Below are 19,506 nucleotides of genomic sequence, written 5' to 3' on the forward strand. Positions count from 1 at the left end.
CGTGGTGACCTCCTCCTTGGTGAAGGGCTGATTCCGTGTCTTCGTCTTCGTCTTCCTCGTCCGTGGCGCCGGTGGCATCCGGGCCGTCCGTGGTTCCCCGACCGGCGCGCATGACACCCGGTGTGGGCGGGTTCGTACTGACGCCCACGACCGGGCTGAGCCATCCGCCGGAACTGGCGGGCGAGGCGGCGTGGTTGCGCGGCGCGCTCGGCCCGGCGACCGGGTGCCTGCTGCCGCCGGGGCCGGGAATCGAGTTGCGGCTCGATCCGGAGGCGCTGCCGGCGGAGGGATACCGACTGGAGGTCACCGCCGCCGGGGTGGACCTGTGCGGCGGTGCGCCGGCGGGGGTGTTCGCGGGCCTGCAGACGCTGCGGCAGTTGTTGCCGGTGGACGTGTTCCGGCGCGGACGGGTGCGAGACGGCGCGTGGTCGATGCCGGCGTGCCTGATCGAGGACGCGCCGGCGTTCGGGTGGCGCGGGGTGATGCTGGACGTGGCCCGGCACTTCGTGCCCAAGCAGGACGTGCTGCGCTTCGTCGACCTGCTGGCCGCGCATCGACTGAACGTGTTGCACCTGCATCTGACCGACGACCAGGGCTGGCGGATCGAGGTGCCGGGGTGGCCCCGGTTGACCTCGGTGGGCGCGTGGCGCACCGCCAGCATGCGCGGGGCCCGGCAGCACGAGCGCTTCGACGAGAAGCCGCACGGCGGCTTCTACACGGGCGACGATCTGCGCGAGATCGTGGCGTACGCGGCCGATCGGCACATCACCGTGGTGCCCGAGATCGATCTGCCGGCGCATGTCCAAGCGGCGGTGGCGGCGTATCCGTCGCTGGGCGCGGTGCCGGTGGACGGCGTGCGCACCCGCTGGGGCGGGCTGTCCGACGGGGTGCTGGCGCCGACCGAGGAGGCGCTGGGCTTCTGTCGCGACGTGTTGGCCGAGGTGTGCGCGATCTTCCCCTCGCGGTATGTGTGCGTCGGCGGCGACGAGGTGCCGACCGGGCCGTGGGAGCGGATGGGGCACCCCGACCCCGGCTCGCTGGGCGGCTGGTTCGTGGCCGAGTTGGCGAAGATGTTGGCCGCGCACGGGCGGGTGGTGTTCGGCTGGGACGAGGTGCTGGCGGGCGGCGACGCGGTGCCGTCGGACGCGTTGATCGGGGGGTGGCGCGCCGAGCACGGGACGATCGTGGCGGCGCGGGCCGGGTTCGACGTGGTGGCGTGCCCCGACATGTCGGTGTACTTCGACTACCGCCAGGGCGAGGCGGCGGACGAGCCGATTCCGGTGGGGCCGTTGTTGACGTTGGCGGACGTGTACGCGTTCCGGCCGGTGCCTTCGGTGCTGACCGCCGAGGAGGGCGCGCGGATCCTGGGCGGGCAGGCGCAGATCTGGACCGAGCACATGGATTCGGTGCGGCGGATCGACTACATGGCCTTCCCGAGGATGTGCGCGTTCGCCGAGGCCGTGTGGTCGGGGCCGGGCGACTTCGCGGAATTCACCGAGCGGTTGACGTCGGCGCACCTGGCGCGGCTGGACGCGTTGGGCGTGGAGTACCGCCCGCTCGACGGGCCGCACCCGTGGCAGACCCGGCCGGACGCGCCGGGGTTCCCGAAGTCGCGGGCGGAGCGGGAGGCGGAGTTGTTGGAGCTGACGGAGAACATCAGGGGTGGGACGGTGGGGTGAGGCGGAGTGGGATGCGGCCGGGCTTCGTAGGGGACACTGACATCTGACGCTGCGTCAGTTATGGTCGCCCGGATGGGGTCCGGGCGGCCTCGGGCCCCCTCGCCCCTCCCCCACGAGAGGTTGGTCGGTGCCGTCATGCCATCCGGATACCACGCGATCCCGAACCTGATCGGGCTGTACGCCGAGCGCATCGACGCGGGCGATTTCGCGGGCGTGGGCGAGTTGTTCGCGCACGCCGTGATCACCTCGGAGGGCCAGGGCCCGGAGGTGCGCGGCGCGGCCGGGGCGCGGGAGATGTACGAGGCGTGGACGCGCCGGTATTCCGACAACGGCACGCCCCACACGCGGCACGTCACCACGAACCTGATCGTGGACGTCGACGACGACGCGGGGACGGGCACGTGCCGCAGCTACGTCACGGTGTTCCAGGCGCTGCCCGACTTCCCCCTTCAGCCCATTTTCACCGGCCGTTACCACGACACCTTCGCCCGCCTCGACGGGGCGTGGCGCTTCACCCGCCGCCACATGATCACGGACTACGTGGGCGACCTGAGCCGACACCTGAACCGCCCGCTGTAGGTCGGGCGGTCAGGCGGTCAGGCGGTCAGGCGGTCAGGCGGTCAGGCGGTCAGGCGAAGGTGACGCCCTCCGGGGGGACGTCGACGCGACTGTCGTCGTCCAGGATCGGCACGCCCAGGCGCTCGTGCGCGATGCGCTGGGCGGCGAGGGCCTGCGACAGTCGGGTGTCGTAGCCGCCGCCGAGCAGAGCGGCGGCGTGGCGCGGGGTGACCAGGACCCGGCTCCACGACCAGCCTGTGGCCGGGTCGGGGGCGAGCGGGCCGAGTGCGGCGAGCCGAGCGGCGCTGCGGGAGCGCACGTCGCCGCCGTCCGGGTCGGACAGGTAGCCCACATGGGTGATCTTGCCCAGCACCGCGTTGGCCTCCTCGGCCACCTCGCGGGCCAGGGTCGCGAGCGCGTCCACGTCCTCCGGCTCGGCGCCGCCGCCGGGCAGCGCATACCCCCCGTCGGGGTCGCCCACAAGGAGCACCCGACCGTCCGGATCGAACAGCCACCCCGCCGCCCGGCCCACGGACGTACCGGCCGGGACCGGCTCGTCCTCGTGCCAGACCCGCTCCTTCGGTGGCCGATACTCGCGCCCGTCGACCACGTACAGACAGGACCCCGACGCCTCCGCCTCCAACGCGACCGAGACCCGCCGCCGGGTGCGTCCCGGAAAACGCGGCAGCGCCTCGTCGGGCGTAAGCACGTACACCGCGTGCAACTCGGCGTCGGCCGGGGCGAGTACGGCGACCTGCTCGTCGGTGAGCGTCGGCCCGGCGAAGACGAAGTCGAGCACGACCCGCCCGAACGTCGCGGCGGGCGTGGTGCACACCGCGAGCAACCGCCCGACCGTGAGGTCGAGGCCCAATTCCTCGCGCACCTCGCGCCCGGCCGCCTCGTGCGGGGACTCCCCGGCCTCGGCCATTCCGCCGGGCAGGTCGAGGCCGGGCTTGTACCCGGGGTCGACCACCACGAGTCGACCGCGCCGATCGCGCAGCACCATCGAGGCGCCCACGACCACGCCCGGCAGGCCGGCGCAGTAGTCGATCAGCTCTCGGGATACCGGCTCGTCGATGCCATCCACGCTCATCCGCTCCCCCGTCACATCCGTCGTCGTCCCGGGCGCCGTGCTCGCCGCCCATCCTCGCGGACGGGTCGCCCGTACCGGGCAGGCGGGTGCATGGATCGCAACCTTTCGGGCCCCACGACAGATATAGGAGGTGTCAAGTCCGATCCCACACACCCAGAGGAGCACGATGTCGCACATCCGCCCGCGTCGGCTCGCCCAGGCTGCCCTGCTCACCGCCGTCGGCGTCATCCCGCTGTTCTCCGCCGGCGCCGCCCAGGCGGTCACCCCGACCCCACCCGGCCTGGCCGGCATCACCCGGCCGGACCCGGAGCACTACGGCATGCCCACCGTCCCCAACGTCCTCGAAGAACCCGCCTCCGACACGGTCGTGGCCCCGCTCAAGGACACCCTGGCCCCCGGCGTCGTCGGCGCCGCGCCCGCCACCGACCGCGGCCTCAACGCCCCGGTGGCCGCCGCCGACCGCTCCATCACCCAGGGCACCCACCACGAGACGACCACGAACGCCGCCGACGCGGTGGAGGGGGTAACCACCCCCCTGCGCGAACTCCCCACCCAATTCTGACCCCGCCCGAGCGCCCCGCCCGAGCACCCCGAAGGAACAGCCCCCGAGCCCGCCCCCGCCATCCCGGAGTTGGCCCGAATGGCCCGCCCGCGTTGCCGGTGATCACGGTTGGACTTCGCATGGAGAGGCACCGGACGGCACGCCGTCGCGCCGGCTTTCGAAAGGCATGAACCATGCAGGAGCCCATGTACGTCCGAACCACCTACGCGACCGGCGACCCGACCCGAATCGACGCCGCCCTCGACGGGATCGGCCGCGAAGCCCCCGGTCTGCTCCGCGGCCAGTCCGGCTACCGCCGCTTCGGGCTGTTCGCCGACCGCGAGCTCGGCAAGATCCTCATGGGCTCGTGGTGGGACAGCGAGAACGCCATGACGCAGAGCGACGGCAACCTCCGGGACCGCCGCACGGAGCTGCTGAAGCCGTTCGCCTCCACGGTGACCACCGAGGCGTGGACGGCGGTGTCGTACACCCCGGCACCACAACTCGCACCGGGCGCAACCCTGCGCATGGGACGCTTGGAGTTCGCCCCATCCAACGCGTCGCTGTTCGTGGACACATTCGTGAACGTCGGCCGCCCGAAGCTGGAAGCCATCGACGGCCTCGTCGGCGCGACACTCTTCCTGAATGCCCCCGCGGGCCGAGCCCTGGTCGGCACCCTCTTCCGCGACGAGGCCGCCCTGACCGCCTCCCGCCAACCCCAGGCAGCCACGAGAGGCGAAACCCTCACCAAGGCACAAGCCACCCTGCTGAGCATCGAGGAATACACCCTGATCACCCTCGACCGCCCGACCTGACCCGCGCCAGGAACGAAGAAGACCCCTGCCTGCGTTTCCGCAGATCAGGGGCCCTCATCAAGGTGTGGCGGGTGTTGGGTTCGAACCAACGTAGGCGTACACCGGCAGATTTACAGCGAGACCGACTAACCGTCGTTATACGGACCCTGACCAGCAGAAACCTTGAAATCGATGCAACATCAATCAGATTATTCCACAAAAGTTCCGTAGGCCATGACCAGCTGTGGATGGTAATGCTGATGCGGCGCGTGCAGCCCCGCCATCAAGCTCATCCCGAATAGATATCGTCACGCCCCGCTGTGAAACTTCGAGGCGGACACGTGGCAAGCCCGAATGTCCACCCGATCGGATTGCGCAGATCCCGCCTTCATCGTTTAGCCAACGGGTCCGTGATGCCCGCCACGGATGGTTGCCATTCGGGCGCGGGTAGGGATCGCGCGCAAATGCCGCACGGGAGCCGCAAATACGGTGTTTAGGGACGCCTCAGAGAACCCCGCCATCTCCGCAATCTCGTCTCGCGTTAGCCCTTTCGCCTCCATGGCGTCGCCGATAGAGATCGCAAGCGCGGGTTCTTCTATAACGAGCTCATCACTCAACGGCTCGCGCATTCGCCAACCTTTATTACTCAAAGACTTATACAAACTCGTACGCTTGTCCATCGTAATAACATCCAGATCGCGAGCCCTTTCAATGAGGGCCTGCATGGATACACCCCACTCTCGCTTCAGGTCGTGAAGCCGCCCGAGCGATAGATTCCTGAGCTGTGGTCGAATCACCTCCTCAGGCATAAGGAGTTCGGCAGCGAAACGCGTAGCGTCTTCCTCTAGCGTGGGTGTCACCTCTGATGCATGTAGGCAGAGGTGACCCAATTCATGACCGAGAGTCAATCGAACTCGGTCAACCGGAGCGGAGCTATTGATGAGCACGATCGGATAGTCATCGATCCATTGGGAAAGCCCGTCTACCCGCGCGGTTCCGAAATCCTCGGACAACACAATGCACCCCGCGGCTTCCATCCAGGGGGTGAGGGGCTGCACCGGACCAATGGGCATACGCCATTGCATCCGCAGCATCCGAGCCGCGTCGGCGGGATCCGTATCAATTGGATCGAACGTCGGGATTTGTTGCAGAGCCTGCAGCGACACTTCTTCCATCAGATAGCGCACATGCATGCGGTACATGTTCAGCTTCGCTTCCAGCTGTCGCCATGTAGTTGGCTTTGCGGTAGCCCGCTTTCGCATATGAGCGTCAACCGCCATCGCTCCGCGAACAGCGCCAGCGTTTCGAAGAAACTGCTTCGTCACACCGAGGGCATGCGCGAGCCTTGAGAGAACCTCAGCTTCGGGCTCGCGCATACCCTTCTCGTACCGCGACAGCGCAGCTTGAGTGACACCTGCTGCTGCCGCCAACTCCTCTTGTGTGGCGCCAAGTGCCCGGCGAGCAGTAGTGATCGCTTCGCCGAGACCATTCATTTTCTTTCGTCCTCCGTCGTTGCATGCTGACCAAACCCGGGCACCTCGATGGAGGGCAAGGCAGGCGATGGGGTGGACGGGCGCACAGGCTGGACTGCCCCGCTGCCACCGAGCTCGCCGGTATCAACGAGATGCTCCAGCCAGACGATGTGGTCCTTCCCGTCTCGGAGCGACAAGACGGCGTCGCCGATGTCGCGAGCGTCCGCATCCCACTCATAGCCTGCAGTCAGCCGAAGCTCTTCCAGGCCCGGGAACGTGTCCTGGTGACCTTGGGCGAAGAACTCCAGGGCTGTCTGCGTGCCATAGCTACTGACCTGCCCGCCATCACGATGGCGCTTGATCCGCAGACGATATCTGAGGCCAACGACGAGCTCCCGCGTTGGCTCGCCTTCGCTAAGGGTGACCTCTGGGTGACCGTCCAACACTGCGACCAGATGCGCCCACATGCGGTCGTGAATCCAGTTGGCCAGACCACGCTCGCTGTGCTGCGCCACGACCGCCGGTTCCCGCATGCGGTACCGCAGCAGGTCTGCCCTGGCCTGAACAACGGCGTGCACCAAGCCTTGGACAACCTTGGACCCGAGGCCAGCCAGGACCTCATCGGACTCCGGGTAGGAAATCATGCCGGAAAATATACCACCTGCATTTCGCTTCCACCGGCCGAATCAACCACTTGAGATTTGTCAGATAGATGGATATTTGTACTACTTTTCTAGATCTCAGGAGGCCGGTCCCAGCGAGTCGCACTGCTCAGATCAGGCTCCAGCCGTCGTGCGACCGAATCGGAGACGAGCACCCCAGTGATGAGCACTAAGTCGAAACTGCAGAACCCGCGCACATCCCGGCACCTCGCCTCCAAGGAACCTAGGTACCTTGGGGGCAGCGAACGTCTTCACGCGAGGGTTTCCCTACGCAGGTTGGAATGAACTGACGTCTGTTCGAATGATGGGAGAGCAGGTGAGCGGCGCGAGTCCGCGTGGCACGTACCTCACCATTGCCGACGCGCTTCGGCGCGAGCTTGCGGCGTCCTCCGCCGATGAGGTGCTGCTGTCCGAGTCCGAGATTCAGGCCCGGTTCGGTGTGGCTAGGTCCACCGTGCGGCGTGCCCTCGCCGTCTTGGCGGAGGACGGGTTGATCGAGTCTCGCAAGGGCATCGGATGGCGGTCTTCGTCACCGTCGTCTACAAGCTCGAAGCCGCTGCACGAGCGCATCGCCGAGGACATCTACGACGCGGTTCGGCGAGGAGAAATGGCCACTGGGGACTCGATTCGGAGTGAGGCGGAACTCGCCGCCCTGTTCGAGGTCTCCCGCGGCAAGGTGCGCCAGGCGCTGGCTTACCTAGAGGGCGCGGGGATCGTGGTAGCGGTACCGGGCAAAGCTCGGCAGCTTTCAGCCGTCCCCGAGGGCGTGCGCCCACCGGATAGCGGCGACGGGGCGGCTCCTCGTAGCCTCGAATCATGGAGCTGACGGACTGGGCGTACGAGCTTGCCGAGAACCTGCTCGCGGAGTCCTTGCCTCGGCGCTGGGAACACTCGAAGGGCGTCGCCGGATGCGCCAGAAATCTGGAACCCATCCTCGGTGGCGACGCCGAGTTGATGTACGCGGCTGCGGTCCTGCATGACATCGGCTACGCCCCTGACCTTGTCGAGACAGGGTTTCACCCGTTGGACGGTGCGCGCTTCCTTCGTGATCGTGCCCACGGCGACGCTCGCGTCACCAACCTCGTTGCCCATCACTCCTGCGCTCTGTTGGAAGCGGAGGAGCGTGGTCTGCGCGCCGAGTTGGCTGGTGAGTTCCCGACCGAGCGAGACGACTTGATCGACGCCCTCATCTACTGCGACATGACCACGACTCCCGACGGCACCCCGACGGATCCTCGCGAGCGGGTGGCTGAGATCGTGGGTCGATACGGGCCCGATAGCCTCATCGGTCGGTTCATTCGCCGGGCAGAGCCAGAAATCTATGCAGCCGCAGCACGAATCGATCGGCGTCTCGCAGAGTACCGGCTGCCGCGCTAGCCGATGTAGGGCTTTGCGTCGCGAGCGAGCCCATGAGCGATACGAAGGCGAATCGACTTGTGAATGTCGAGTGCGTCCAAGGCTTGCGGGTCCACCCATCGAACTTCCTTGGATTCGCTGCTCGTTCGCAGTACCCCACCGACGGGACGGGCCCGAAAGCACAGTGAGAATTGCTGTCGCACCTCGCCGTCGTCGTATGCCATGACGTGCCCCGGATCTGTGTACGTCCCCACGAAGTCGGTGACCTCCACGTCGATACCGGTTTCTTCACGGACCTCACGAATGACCGTCTCGGCGATCGACTCGCCAATGTCGTGACCGCCACCGGGGATTGCCCAAAGGTCGTTGTCCGTACGGTGGATCATCAACAGTCGCCCCCGCTCGTCCATGACGACCGCCGTTACGGATGGCACAACCGAGTTGGCCGATGGGGCATCGGGATCGTGGAAGTAATCGATGCGGGACATCAGGCATCTCCGAGGTCTGTAGGGCTGGACAGCGGGCGCGCGTCGGACCACACCCGGTCGAAACTTTCGGCGTAAGTTGCGAACATCGTGCCTTGCGGCAACCGGCGGATGTGCAAAACCGGGGCCAGATAGGCACCGACGCCATGCACATGCGTATTGACCAGCAATTCGTCATCGGCGCGATAGATCGAGTTGTACAGAATCGTGTTGTGCACGCGGAACTCGACGCCGGGCAACCCGAACAACCTCGTGTAGTTGACGAGCGCGTTACGAATCTTGCTGGCCATAGCACCGCCAATACCTTCGTCCGCCCCACGCTGTGCCACCTGCTCACCGTCGGGATCACCCAGCAGAAAGCGCACAACGGCCCCGCTTCGCGCTTTCTCTTGCACGATGCGCAGGAACAGCGGATCTTCCGACAGCCAGAATCCGGCGTAGACCAAGAGATCCAGCTTCTCGGTAGCCCGTTCGTAGAGGTCGGTCCAGATCCTGCTGGGGACGACGGAGCGGTGGGGATACAAGGACACCAATTCGGCTTGCCCCATGGCCGTCGTGGCCTGGGCCCCTTGCTCATCGGCCCACAAGTAGGAGACGTCGCACCCGAGGACCGACGCCAAGGCGTACTTGTTGCGCCGGTGAGGAGCGCGTCCGGCTACCCACTTTTCGATCGTCTTCGGGTCCACTCCGACCCTCGTGGCGATCGTAGCGAGGTCAAGGTCATTGCTGAGAATCGCCGCCCGCAGGCGCTCGTTCGACACGTCCAACCCCCTTGGCGTTTCGGAACGTTGTCGACAGTAGGCGTAGACGTCCCGACGTGGCCATAGCACGGGGTGATCACGTCCCGAGCTCATGCGACAACGTTGGGTCATCGACGAAGACGTCGAAGAAACCTCCCGGACGGACTTGACGCGCGCTTGCTGGCACGTCAACCTGAAGGACATGTTCTACATGTATCGCATGTCGAACTAGCTCTTCCGAGATGGCTGCGGCGCTCTCTATTTGGGCTGTCCGAGAACTGCCGTCTTGCACCACCAGGAGCCCGGGACAGAGCGGGCTGAGGGCACCGGATCCCTGGTCAACCGGATGGCATTGAGGCCGAAAGGCCATGTCCCTGCCTACCAACAGGAGCGCGTTCGTTCCTGGAAGGGGACACAGCACGAGTGCTTTTGGTCCTCGGCGCGCTGTACGTCGGCGCGTCGGGGGCCATGGCCACTCGTCTTCTCGGGACGAGGCACACCGATGTGTGCCGGGGCGTCCGCTTCCGGCAAGTCGTCGGACGCCCCGTGGGTCGTTTCTCCAGTTGAGGGAGTACGACCGTGAGAAGCATTGTCGCTGGTCGCCACGCGGCCACGATCGCCGAGTTCGCCGAACTGGCGCTCGGCGTTGACTTTGTCCTGTTCGACGGGGAGCCCGGTGAGACGGCGGAGGAGGAGGCGGCGCGGCTGGACGCGGCGCGGGACATCCTCTCGGACCTGTGGGCGAGGGATCGGGAGTTGGCCCGGCACGCGGAGCGGATGTTGGCCGCGTTGCGGGTGGTGGACGCGGGGACGTGGGTGTGCGCCGAGATGCTGGCGCTCTCGTCCGCCCCGCTCGGCCCCGCGGGGCCGGTCGACGTCGAGGAATGCGAAGGGGCGTGGGCGGCGTGACGCCTCGGGAGTTGGTGGTGTGGCCGGTCGCGCACATGCCGCGGTGGTCGCCGAGTGCGCTCACGCTCGGTCTGGCTCGCCGGACGGTGGCCGTGGTCGGGTTCCGCGTGTTGACGGCGGCGCCGGTCCTGCTCGCGCTCGCCGAGGGTTTCGGGTCCGCGTTCGTGGCGGGTTTGCTCGTCCCCGGGCCGTGGGTCCTACCGGTGGGGGCCGTGACCGTCGTCGCCGTTACGGCCAGCCTGGACTTGCTCCTTGTCGCCTCCTGGGCGGGCCGGCGCAGTGTCCGCGATCGGTGCGTGTTGTGGGCGCACGGTGTCGACGAGTGGGCGCGGGGTGCCCGGTCCGGGCGTCCGGTAGGGGAGTTCTCGACGCGGGCCGCGCTGGTCGAGGACTTCGTGGACCGGCACGGCCCGAGCGACGGGTGGCCGGCGGAGACGTGGGCGGAGTTCACGCACCGTCTGGAGCACGCGGTCTCTGCGGGTGTGCGATGACCGATACGCGGATCGAGGCCGGATGCCGGGCCGACGGCGGCGTGACGTACCGGGCGCACCTGTACTTCCAGGACGGGCGTTGGTGCTTGTTCGTGCCGGTGCCGGGGCCGGTGTCCGACTGGCCCCGACACCGCTTCGCCCGGAGGTCGGCGGTACCGACCACGGCGGCGCGTTCACGAGTGTTGAACGCGCTCGGGTTCGTGTTCACGGACGGCGCCGAATGGGCCTGGATCGAGGACACGGAGGTACCCGGTGACGACACGTCACCGGTATGTCTGAGCGCGGCGATCGTGGTCCGCCGGGCGGACGGGGACGCACCGTGAACGCCGCTCAACTGCGTTCGGCGGAGAAGGCGTTGAACGTGGGTTCGTGGCTGATCGTGGCCGGAGCGATGCTGTACTCGGTCCTGACGGTCACCCCGTTGGCCGCCGCGCACACTCCGGCGCGGTGGGCGTGGACGGCGCCGATCCTGCCGTTGGTGGTCGATGCCGCGGTGGTGATCGTGGTGCGCCTGGATGCCGCGCTGGCCCGTGTGGGCGGGCACGGTGGTGGGTGGCCGGTGGTGCTGCGGTGGATGACGGGCCTGATGACCCTGCTCCTGAACGTCGCCGACAGCGCGTTGCGCCGGGATCCGGTCGGGGTCACCGTGCACGCCGTGGCGCCGCTCTTGCTGATCGTCACGGCGGAGACGGGATTGGCCTATCGGCGGGCGATCACCGCCGCTCAGGTCGTGCTGAACGAGCGTGAACGGGCCGAGCGCGAGCGGCGCGAGACGGCCGCGGCCGAGCGCCGAGCGGCGGCCGAACGGGCGCGCCGCGAGGAGCGCGAGCACCGGGCATCGGTGGCACGTGAACAGCGTGAACACGAAGCCCGGTTGGCGCGTGAGCAGGTGGAGGCGGCCGAGCGTGCGCTCCGGGAGGAGCGCGAGGCGGAGCGGGCTCGGGAGCGGGCCGAGGCGGCCGAGCGTGAACGTCGTGAACGTGAGCGTGAACAGCGTGAACGCCAGGCCGCTGAACGTGCGGAGCGCGAGCGTGCCGAGCGGGAACGGGTCGCCCGCGAGCGGGCCGAGCGTGAACGCCGTGAACGGGCCGCCGTGTTGGCGATCGACCCGGCCGAGGGGAAGCTCTCGGAGGAGCGGGCGCGCGCTGTGGTGCGCGCCGCGTTCGAAGAAGGCCACCCGGTGCGCGCTGCGGCCGAGTTGTGTGGCTGGTCGGTGGGGTGGGTGTCCGCCCGCTACCTGGAGTTGCGTGAGGACCGGGCCGCATGAGCCAGCCCCCGATCGTCGGTGCCGACCTGTGGTCGGCGGTGGCGACCCGCGAAGGCGGGACGTGCGGCTGCACCGGCCGGTGCGGACGGCGCCACGCCGACAGCGGCGGGCGGTGCGATCGGCACGACGGCCTGATCGTCGGCCCGCGCGACCTATCCGTCTCGCTCACGGTCGCGGTCGGGTTACTGGCCGCGGACCTGACGACTTGGTGCGAACGCTGCCACCGACCCGCCGTGACCGCCGCGACGAAGACCGCCGCGGCTGCGCGTGCCGAGCGCGTCGAGACGGACGCGCTGTTCTGACCGGCTCCTCTCACTCCCGGACCCGCGATCGGCGGTCCGGGTGTGGGGGAAGCGGGGTCAGCCCCGCTCGAATCCACTCACCCATGCTCACGAGGGAGGGGCCCGATGGCCCAGCAGCGGCGCAGGAGCACGGCCCAGGACGTCCTGGGCGATCCGGAGTTCATGACGAACAAGAGCATTCGCGACTACTGCAACGGCGGGCGCCTGTTCTGCCGGGACGGCTCGCTCGAACTGGCCATGGCCGCGGAGGAGTTGTACGCGGTGCTGTCGCAGATCGCGCCGGTGGACGCCCTTCTTGCCGGGCGTGCCGGGCGGAAGCGGGCGAAGGACACGTCGAAGCACCTGATCATCGCGGCGGAGGCGCTGAAGTACGCGGCCGGGTCGATGGCGAAGGCGTACGCGTCGTTCCAGAAGAACTACGCGGCCGAGTTGCAGGCCGCCGGGGTCAAGTCCAAGCCCGTCAAGCCCGCGTTCAAGTTCGAGGCGTAGAGGAGGACGGATTATGGCGAGGAAATCCAGGCGTTCGCGGGCGACTGCGGTGGTGGCCACCGCTCCGCTCGATCAGGCCGCCAAGCACCTGACCAGCCGTGCGGCGCCGTTGTTGCCGCCGTGGATGGTCGCGGCGGGGCTGACGATTCCGGCGGCGCTGGCGCACGACACGATCGGCACCAACCCGGCCGCGACCGCCCTGATCGGCGCGGCCGGTGCGGGGATCACGGTCGCGGCGTGGTCGGAGGCGTCGAAGCGCTCGCCGCGACTGCGGGCAATGGCGACGGTGTCCACCGGGGCCGCTTCCGCCTACCTGACGGCCGCGACCGTGGCCGGGCCGACGTCGCCGAACGTCGCCCTGCTCCAGGCACTCGGCGGGGGCACCCTCGCGCTGTGGTGGAATCTTCGCCACGCCCTGCGCAACAGCGGCGCCGAGAGCGTGAGTGACGGACTGTTCGAGATGGTCGGACTGGCCCGGACGCAGGTGGTCAAGGGTGAGGTGGTCGGCGGGGAGGTGCGTGCGGATCTTCAACTCCCTCCAGGGGAGTTGACGCCGAAAGACGTGCAGGATCGCATCCCGGTGTTGGCGGGTGCGCTGCGCACGAGCCCGGCGGCGATTCGGGTCACGCCGGACCGCGACGACCACTCGAAGGTGTCGTTGTCGGTGACCCCGGTCGATCAACTCCGCAAGGCGATCCCGTATCCGGGGCCGCAGTTGCCGGGGCAGTCGATCGCGCGGCCGATCCGGTTCGGCGTCTACCAGGACGGCCGCCCCATGCAGGTGTGGCTGCCCGGCAGCGACGACCGCGACGAACCCCGCCCGCTGTCGCACATGGCCGAGACCGGCATGACGGGCGCGGGCAAGTCCGAGTCCATGGTCATCGTCCTGACGGAGGTCATGACGCGTTCCGATGTCGTGGTGTGGGTGGGCGACCCGTCCAAGGGCCGCCAGACACTCGGCGACATCCGCCACGGCCTGGACTGGTGCGAAACCACCACGACCGGAGTCGGCGCGATGCTCGACGTGCTGGTGCCCGTCGTCAAGACCCGCGCCGATCTGCTCGGCCGTCTCGGGTACAAGCAGTGGGTCCCCGAGTGCTGGACCAAGCACCGCATTCCGCTGTTGCTCGTGCACTTCGAGGAGTCCAGCGACTCCGCGGTGGCCGACCATCCGAACCTGGTGACGGCCGCCAAACAGGCTCGCAGTGCGGGTGTGGTCCTGTCGGTGTCGTTGCAGCGCGCGTCGTACGCGGGCATCTCGACCGAGGTCCGCTCGCAGTTCGGCACGGCGTTCATCTTCGGCGCGAAGGACGACGAGGACGCGTCGTTCATGATGGACGACCGCGCCAAGGACGCCGGGGCCTCCCCGGAGGTGTGGGCCAACACCCAGCCCGGATGCCTCTACCTTCAGGCGCCGGGCGTGCCGGTGGAGCGGTGGGCGGTGCCCGGTCGGGTCTTCCGGCTGCCCGAAGCGGAGGACCTGCGGCGCCTGGTGACGATGTACGCGCCGGTGCGTCCCCAGGGTGTGGACAAGGCGACGGCCGCCGTCGCCGGACCCCGATACGCGGCCTACAAAGCGTCCACCGCCCGCCACGCTGCGGGCGAGGCGCCGCGCGAGCCGGGCCCGCTGCGGACCGCACTCGCCGAGCAGCCGCAGGTGCCCGCGAACCTCCCAGAGGCTGACAGCGTGGACGCCGAACCGTTCGATGCCGTCGCGAAGTTCGGCGTCCGCCCGGGAGAGGACGAGCGGCCGTACGTGGTCGATCACGAGAGTGACCTCGATGCGGCGGCGAACCCCGATGCGGAGCTTGAGGAGCCGTCCCGGGTGATGCAGGTGTCCGAGCCGGAGTTCGCGAGCGGTCGCTCCACCGAGGACGCTCTCGCCGAGATGGCGACCATCCTGGACGAACTGCGGGCGCGGGGTGAGGCGGTGTGCGCGCCCAAGGACTTCCCACAGGCTCGCGTCGGGCGCCACCGAAGCTGGGTCTCCCGACGCCTCGCGGAACTCGCCGACAGCGGCCGGGAGGTCGCCGAGAACCCCGGCGGACAACTCGGATCCTGGCTCATCATCCCCCGCGACGACGCTTACGAGGACTACGCCGCGTAGCCGTCCGGCGGGATGTGCGCACGCGTGCGGAAGCCGTGCGCACACCTGTCGCCCTCGCGCGCACGCGCGCGCGTTGACCAGCACTTTCGCCCGTGCGCACACCCGCACGCGTGCGCACACCCACACCCGCACACCTCTACACACCGTAACCATCAGATCGGGGTTGGCCGAAGTGGCCGTCTACGTGGACGAGATCACGGACCACACGCACGCGGCCCGGCTCAAGGGGCTGCGCCACACCCACTGGTCGCACCTGACCGCCGACACGCGCGACGAACTGCACGCGTTCGCAAAGCGGTTGGGTCTCAAGCGGAGCTGGTTCCAGAACGCGACCAACCACCGCTGGCACTACGACGTCGTGCCCTCGAAGCGGGCACTGGCGATCCGCCTCGGCGCCGTGGCAATCGACCGCTACCGGCTCGCCGAACTCATGGCCGAACGCCGCTCCTCCGAACCGCCTCGCTGAATCCGCCCCGGGACGACCGTCTTTCCGCCAAGTCCGGCGGTCGTCCCGGGCCCAACCCGAACCCGGCAAGGACCCGGAAGGGACCACCAGCATGACAAACAACCACGGCCGGATCATCCGCATCGTGTCCTTCGGCTACGGCCACGGCCCCGCCCCCGAAGCCGAGATCACCCTCGACCTGCGGCGCGGCTTCCGCAATCCGCACCACGACCCGGCGATGAAGCAGCGCACCGGCCTGGACGAGGACGTGTACGCGCACGTCCTGGCCACGCCCGGCGTGCGCGATCTCGCCGCCGTGACCGCGCTCGCCGCACACGACCTCGCGCACAGCATCCCCGGCCCGATCACGATCGCCTGCGGGTGCGTCGGTGGACGGCACCGTAGCGTCGGCATCGCCCGCCACATCGCCGCCGTCCTCGGCGACGGGTGTGCGCGGATCGAGGTCGAACACCGCGACGTGCACCGGCCGGTGCTGTCCCCGGTCGCCCACGCGCAGACGCTCACCGGCCTTCCGCGCATCGTGGGTCCGGGGCCGTTCGTCGGTTCCGACTGCATGGCCCGACGCCACTACGACGCGTGCCGTGCGGAGCGTCGGCGCGGCTGCGACTGCCCCTGCCACCACGAGCAGGAGGAAGACGTGACCGTCGGCGACGAGAACGACGAGATCAACCGTCTGATCGCGGAAGCCCGCGAACACATGTTCACGGCCGCCGCCCTGATGTCCGTTCGGCCCGACGACACGGACAAGGCCCTCGCCATCATCCACGGCGAGTTCGGCCCGTTCCCGCCCGGCACGGCCTTGACGGAGCGGATCGAACGCGCCGCGCGCAGGTGGGGCCTCTCGTGAGCGAGCAGATGCGCACAGCGCTCGAACTGGCTCGCGCCGGTGTCCCGGTGCTGCCGCTGCGGGCCGGGAAGGTCCCGTTCGGGAACTGCCCCACCTGCGCGGGCTCGGCCTGCGGCGGCCGACCCAACATGCTCGCCGCCGGACCCTGCCGATGCCCGCGCGTGTGCCACGCCTGGGCCGCCGCGACCACCGACCCGACCGTCATCGCCTCCCCGACCTGGGCGTGGGCCTGGGCGCGGGCGGTCGCCGTCGCCTACCACCCCGGTGGCGCCGGATACACCGTCGTGGACCTGGACGACACCGACGCGATCGGGTGGGCCCGCGCGACCCTGCCGCCCACGCGGGTGGTGGCGACCACCCGCGGGGAGCACTGGATCTACCGGGGTGCCACCCGCTCCGCGAACCACGTCCGCCCCGGTGTCGACATCAAGTCCCGCATGGCCTACGTCCGTTGGCTCGGCCGCGGCACCGGCCACACCACCGGGCTGCCCTCGGCCGTCCGTGCGCTTCTCGAACGGCACAAGCAAGAGTCCACGCCCCCGCGCGGCGGGGTGGACTCTTCCTCACCCGCACCGAGACCGGTGGTCGGGTGGGATCGAGCGGTCGTCACCGGATGCCGCCACACCGAGCGCTACGTCAGCACCGGCCTCGAACGCGGACTCGCCATCGTCCACAGCCACACCAAAAGTGGTGCCGGATCCAGCGCGTACGGCGTCGCCCGCTTCCTCGCCAAACAGCACCGCGAATGCCCCGGCCCGTGCGGGCTCGACGCCCTCGCCGAGGACATCGTCTCGGCCGCCGTCGCGGTCGGCGTGCCCGAGTCCTACGCGCGCCGCGCCGTCCGCAACGGGCTGCACACGAGCGCCTGAACCATCCCACCTGCACATCAGCCACCCGAGGAGGGTCGCTCCACCATGGCCGAGTTCCACATCGAGTTCAAGGACGCCGCAGGCAACAAGCGCGGCAGTCGCTTCTTCAGCGAGCCGACCGACACCCACGCCCTGACCACCGGACGCAAGCTGCTCACGTCCGAGCACCGCAGCGACAGGCGCATCGTCCTGGCCACCATCTCCCGCCGCGTGCTCTTCCCCAACCGGGCCAAGGAGATCGCCGACCTGAAGGTCTGACACCACGCCGGGGCGGCCGACGGGCCACCGAACCCGCCGACCGCCCCGGCTCCAAGGGAATGGCCGCAGCCCGACGGAAGGAGCCATGCGGTGAGTGAGAAGAAGGCTCAGGCCACGATCCTGTTGGAGCTGATTCGGGAGCGTTACCGCCCGCTGATGGGACAGGATGGCACGGCGTACGCCGTCCAGGTCGACGGGCCGTCCGTGGCGCTGCCGTTGACCGGCGTGGGCGGATTGCGGGTGCAGATGGCCCGGGTGTACACCGATGCCTGCGGCGGACAGGTGCCCGGGGCGGGCGCGCTGTCGGATGCCATCGCCGTGTTCACGGGAGAGGCGCACGCGTGCGATCCCGAGCCCGTCAACCTGCGGGTCGCCTCGCACGGTGAGGCTGTCGTGCTCGACCTCGGCACCGCGGACGGGCGGTGCGTCGTCGCCACGGCGGACGGCTGGACGATCGAGCAGCGCTCGCCGGTGCTGTTCCGGCGGACGAAGCTCATCGCGCCGTTGCCGACCCCGATCCCCGGGGGCACCATCGACGCGTTCCGGGCGCTGTTCAACGTCGCCGACGACGACTGGCCCCTGATCGTCGGTTGGATGGTCGGCGCGCTCCTGCCCGATCTGCCGTATCCCGTTCTGGGCCTGTTCGGGCTTCGGGGGTCCGCCAAGTCGGTCGCGACGCGGATGATCGTGAACGCGATCAGCCCTTCACCGGCACCGACGCGATCCACGCCCCGGGACGTGAAGGCGTGGATCATCGGCGCCTACGCCGGGTGGACCAGCGGCATCGACAACGTGTCCGTCATCTCGGACGAGTTCTCCGACTGGCTGTGCCGGGCCTCGACGGGCGAAGGCATGATCGACCGGGCGCTCTACACCGACAACGACGTGTCCGTGATCAGCTTTCGGCGGCCGATCATCATCAACGGGATCGAACCGGTCGGCGGACAGGGTGACTTGGCGAACCGCCTGTTGCCGATCGACCTGTTGCCGATCGTCGAGTACAAGGACGAGCGGGACGTGTGGGCCGCATACGCCGAGGCGCTGCCCGGCGCGCTCGGTGCCCTGCTCGACCTGCTGTCGGCGGTGCTTGCCGGGCGGGACCACGTCACCACCGGCGGCGTCGCCCGCATGGCCGACTTCGCCCGGGTTCTCGCCGCGCTCGACCGCGCCACGGGCTGGAGGAGCCTTCCGCGCTACCTCGCACTCGCCAGCGCCACCGAAGCCGAGTCGCTGTCCCAATTCGGCGAGGCACTGCGGGACTTCGCCGAGACCACGCCCGGCGGGCGGTGGACGGGCACCCCCACCCAACTGTGGGAGCACCTGACCCCGAAGGACGCCCACGGCGAATCCCGTCCGCCGAAGGACTGGCCGAATGTGCGGCGCATGCGTGAACAGATCAAGCGCAACGTCCCCGCGCTGCGGGCCTTCGGCATCACGGTGGACCTCGACCAACGGTCCGCCGACCGCAATCGCGAACGTCTGATCGTCCTGATCGACACCACGCGGACGACGACATCGGAAGGTGCCCGCATTTCATCGTCCGTATCGTCCGCATCGTCCGCAACCGCGTCTGACCAGCAAAAACACGCGGACGATACGACACCCCACATCGTCCGCACAACGTCCGCATCGTCCGCACGGGCGTGATCTGCGGACGATGCGGACGATCCTGCGGACGATACGACGCCCCGTATCGTCCGCAGGTACACCCCCTCTGACCAGCACTTTCATGTTCGCGCGGACGATGCGGACGATGCGGACGATGAAATGCAGGCACTTTCCGAAACGCGCTTTCCCGGGACGGGGCCGCAACCGCTTCACCCGCAACGGCGCCGGGACCAAGACCCGCGCCGGAGTCACTAGCCACAGGAGTGCACCGGTGAGTCGACCGAAGACGCTGAAGTTGCCCGATGTCCTGGACGAGTTGGACATCTCGCGCGCTTCGTTCTACCGGATGCGGGCCAAGGGGCTCGCGCCGAAGTCCAAGAAGCTCCCGAATGGTCAGCTCAGGTTCCGCCGTGCGGACGTGGACGCCTGGTGGGCGTCCCTGAACGACTGACCGACCAGCCACGCCATCACTGCGGCCCGGTCCGGGTTACCGGACCGGGCCCTCTCATGAGG

General features: G+C 68.8%; 24 protein-coding genes. 19 read left to right on the forward strand and 5 right to left on the reverse strand.

Features of this window, described 5'->3' with window-relative positions:
- Nucleotides 1-89: 89 nt before the first annotated feature.
- A complete protein-coding gene (locus ACFXKZ_RS33485) occupies nucleotides 90-1,679 on the forward strand; it encodes a beta-N-acetylhexosaminidase (RefSeq protein WP_380005470.1) in 1,590 nt (529 codons plus the stop codon).
- Nucleotides 1,680-1,814: 135 nt separating this feature from the next.
- Nucleotides 1,815-2,258 carry a nuclear transport factor 2 family protein gene (locus ACFXKZ_RS33490; RefSeq protein WP_380005472.1) on the forward strand — a complete coding sequence of 148 codons (444 nt, stop codon included), beginning with the start codon at nucleotides 1,815-1,817 and terminating at the stop codon, nucleotides 2,256-2,258.
- Nucleotides 2,259-2,307: 49 nt separating this feature from the next.
- Here ACFXKZ_RS33490 and ACFXKZ_RS33495 read toward each other — a convergent pair whose 3' ends face one another.
- Complete coding sequence (locus ACFXKZ_RS33495; RefSeq protein WP_380005474.1) at nucleotides 2,308-3,330, reverse strand: NUDIX domain-containing protein; 1,023 nt, start codon at nucleotides 3,328-3,330, stop codon at nucleotides 2,308-2,310.
- Between the two features lie 166 nt (nucleotides 3,331-3,496).
- Between ACFXKZ_RS33495 and ACFXKZ_RS33500 the strand changes: the two genes are divergently transcribed.
- Together ACFXKZ_RS33500 and ACFXKZ_RS33505 are read left to right on the forward strand one after the other, a co-directional pair.
- Nucleotides 3,497-3,892, forward strand: a complete 396-nt coding sequence (locus tag ACFXKZ_RS33500) for a hypothetical protein (RefSeq protein WP_380005476.1) — start codon at nucleotides 3,497-3,499, stop codon at nucleotides 3,890-3,892.
- A gap of 173 nt (nucleotides 3,893-4,065) precedes the next feature.
- Nucleotides 4,066-4,686 carry a hypothetical protein gene (locus ACFXKZ_RS33505; protein WP_380005478.1) on the forward strand — a complete coding sequence of 207 codons (621 nt, stop codon included), beginning with the start codon at nucleotides 4,066-4,068 and terminating at the stop codon, nucleotides 4,684-4,686.
- A 374-nt stretch (nucleotides 4,687-5,060) separates the two neighbouring features.
- Here the strand turns inward: ACFXKZ_RS33505 and ACFXKZ_RS33510 are convergent, their stop codons facing one another.
- Complete coding sequence (locus tag ACFXKZ_RS33510; protein WP_380005480.1) at nucleotides 5,061-6,158, reverse strand: helix-turn-helix domain-containing protein; 1,098 nt, start codon at nucleotides 6,156-6,158, stop codon at nucleotides 5,061-5,063.
- Nucleotides 6,155-6,781 carry a hypothetical protein gene (locus ACFXKZ_RS33515; protein ID WP_380005482.1) on the reverse strand — a complete coding sequence of 209 codons (627 nt, stop codon included), beginning with the start codon at nucleotides 6,779-6,781 and terminating at the stop codon, nucleotides 6,155-6,157. Before ACFXKZ_RS33515 ends, ACFXKZ_RS33510 begins: the two co-directional genes overlap by 4 nt.
- Before the next feature lie 334 nt (nucleotides 6,782-7,115).
- Here ACFXKZ_RS33515 and ACFXKZ_RS33520 point away from each other — a divergent pair, with 334 nt between their 5' ends.
- A complete protein-coding gene (locus ACFXKZ_RS33520; protein WP_380005484.1) occupies nucleotides 7,116-7,625 on the forward strand; it encodes a GntR family transcriptional regulator in 510 nt (169 codons plus the stop codon).
- Complete coding sequence (locus ACFXKZ_RS33525) at nucleotides 7,616-8,176, forward strand: HD domain-containing protein (RefSeq protein WP_380005486.1); 561 nt, start codon at nucleotides 7,616-7,618, stop codon at nucleotides 8,174-8,176. Before ACFXKZ_RS33520 ends, ACFXKZ_RS33525 begins: the two co-directional genes overlap by 10 nt.
- Here ACFXKZ_RS33525 and ACFXKZ_RS33530 read toward each other — a convergent pair.
- Together ACFXKZ_RS33530 and ACFXKZ_RS33535 are read right to left on the reverse strand one after the other, a co-directional pair.
- Entirely contained in the window at nucleotides 8,173-8,643 is a 471-nt protein-coding gene (locus ACFXKZ_RS33530; protein ID WP_380005488.1) for an NUDIX hydrolase, read from the reverse strand. The two genes, ACFXKZ_RS33525 and ACFXKZ_RS33530, sit on opposite strands and share 4 nt — an antisense overlap.
- Nucleotides 8,643-9,401 (reverse strand): helix-turn-helix domain-containing protein, encoded by a 759-nt coding sequence (locus tag ACFXKZ_RS33535; protein ID WP_380005490.1) that lies wholly within the window; start codon nucleotides 9,399-9,401, stop codon nucleotides 8,643-8,645. Before ACFXKZ_RS33535 ends, ACFXKZ_RS33530 begins: the two co-directional genes overlap by 1 nt.
- Before the next feature lie 558 nt (nucleotides 9,402-9,959).
- Between ACFXKZ_RS33535 and ACFXKZ_RS33540 the strand changes: the two genes are divergently transcribed.
- The 13 genes from ACFXKZ_RS33540 (at nucleotide 9,960) to ACFXKZ_RS33600 (ending at nucleotide 19,444) form a co-directional block, all read left to right on the forward strand.
- Complete coding sequence (locus ACFXKZ_RS33540; RefSeq protein WP_380005492.1) at nucleotides 9,960-10,289, forward strand: hypothetical protein; 330 nt, start codon at nucleotides 9,960-9,962, stop codon at nucleotides 10,287-10,289.
- Nucleotides 10,277-10,780, forward strand: coding sequence for a hypothetical protein (locus tag ACFXKZ_RS33545; RefSeq protein WP_380005494.1), 504 nt, complete (start codon nucleotides 10,277-10,279; stop codon nucleotides 10,778-10,780). The genes ACFXKZ_RS33540 and ACFXKZ_RS33545 overlap by 13 nt, the downstream gene beginning before the upstream one ends.
- Nucleotides 10,777-11,103: a DUF6303 family protein gene (locus ACFXKZ_RS33550; RefSeq protein WP_380005496.1), complete on the forward strand. Its 327-nt coding sequence runs from the start codon at nucleotides 10,777-10,779 to the stop codon at nucleotides 11,101-11,103. Before ACFXKZ_RS33545 ends, ACFXKZ_RS33550 begins: the two co-directional genes overlap by 4 nt.
- A complete protein-coding gene (locus ACFXKZ_RS33555; protein WP_380005498.1) occupies nucleotides 11,100-12,047 on the forward strand; it encodes a DUF2637 domain-containing protein in 948 nt (315 codons plus the stop codon). The genes ACFXKZ_RS33550 and ACFXKZ_RS33555 overlap by 4 nt, the downstream gene beginning before the upstream one ends.
- A complete protein-coding gene (locus ACFXKZ_RS33560) occupies nucleotides 12,044-12,349 on the forward strand; it encodes a hypothetical protein (RefSeq protein ID WP_380005500.1) in 306 nt (101 codons plus the stop codon). Before ACFXKZ_RS33555 ends, ACFXKZ_RS33560 begins: the two co-directional genes overlap by 4 nt.
- A gap of 105 nt (nucleotides 12,350-12,454) precedes the next feature.
- Nucleotides 12,455-12,838 carry a plasmid transfer protein TraA gene (traA, locus tag ACFXKZ_RS33565; protein WP_126639135.1) on the forward strand — a complete coding sequence of 128 codons (384 nt, stop codon included), beginning with the start codon at nucleotides 12,455-12,457 and terminating at the stop codon, nucleotides 12,836-12,838.
- Nucleotides 12,839-12,851: 13 nt separating this feature from the next.
- Complete coding sequence (locus ACFXKZ_RS33570; RefSeq protein WP_380005502.1) at nucleotides 12,852-14,945, forward strand: hypothetical protein; 2,094 nt, start codon at nucleotides 12,852-12,854, stop codon at nucleotides 14,943-14,945.
- Nucleotides 14,946-15,117: 172 nt separating this feature from the next.
- On the forward strand, nucleotides 15,118-15,411 hold the full coding sequence (locus ACFXKZ_RS33575) for a DUF4031 domain-containing protein (protein ID WP_380005592.1): 294 nt from the start codon (nucleotides 15,118-15,120) through the stop codon (nucleotides 15,409-15,411).
- Between the two features lie 91 nt (nucleotides 15,412-15,502).
- Nucleotides 15,503-16,258: a hypothetical protein gene (locus tag ACFXKZ_RS33580; protein WP_380005504.1), complete on the forward strand. Its 756-nt coding sequence runs from the start codon at nucleotides 15,503-15,505 to the stop codon at nucleotides 16,256-16,258.
- A gap of 8 nt (nucleotides 16,259-16,266) precedes the next feature.
- The gene (locus tag ACFXKZ_RS33585; RefSeq protein ID WP_380005594.1) at nucleotides 16,267-17,127 is read left to right on the forward strand and encodes a bifunctional DNA primase/polymerase; all 861 of its coding nucleotides are present in this window, start codon (nucleotides 16,267-16,269) and stop codon (nucleotides 17,125-17,127) included.
- Between the two features lie 45 nt (nucleotides 17,128-17,172).
- Nucleotides 17,173-17,385 carry a hypothetical protein gene (locus ACFXKZ_RS33590; protein WP_380005506.1) on the forward strand — a complete coding sequence of 71 codons (213 nt, stop codon included), beginning with the start codon at nucleotides 17,173-17,175 and terminating at the stop codon, nucleotides 17,383-17,385.
- A gap of 90 nt (nucleotides 17,386-17,475) precedes the next feature.
- Entirely contained in the window at nucleotides 17,476-19,032 is a 1,557-nt protein-coding gene (locus ACFXKZ_RS33595) for an ATP-binding protein (protein WP_380005508.1), read from the forward strand.
- Between the two features lie 232 nt (nucleotides 19,033-19,264).
- On the forward strand, nucleotides 19,265-19,444 hold the full coding sequence (locus ACFXKZ_RS33600; RefSeq protein ID WP_379991041.1) for a helix-turn-helix transcriptional regulator: 180 nt from the start codon (nucleotides 19,265-19,267) through the stop codon (nucleotides 19,442-19,444).
- The last annotated feature ends 62 nt before the right edge of the window (nucleotides 19,445-19,506 follow it).

The organism is Embleya sp. NPDC059237 (genome assembly GCF_042754105.1).
Classification (GTDB): domain Bacteria; phylum Actinomycetota; class Actinomycetes; order Streptomycetales; family Streptomycetaceae; genus Embleya.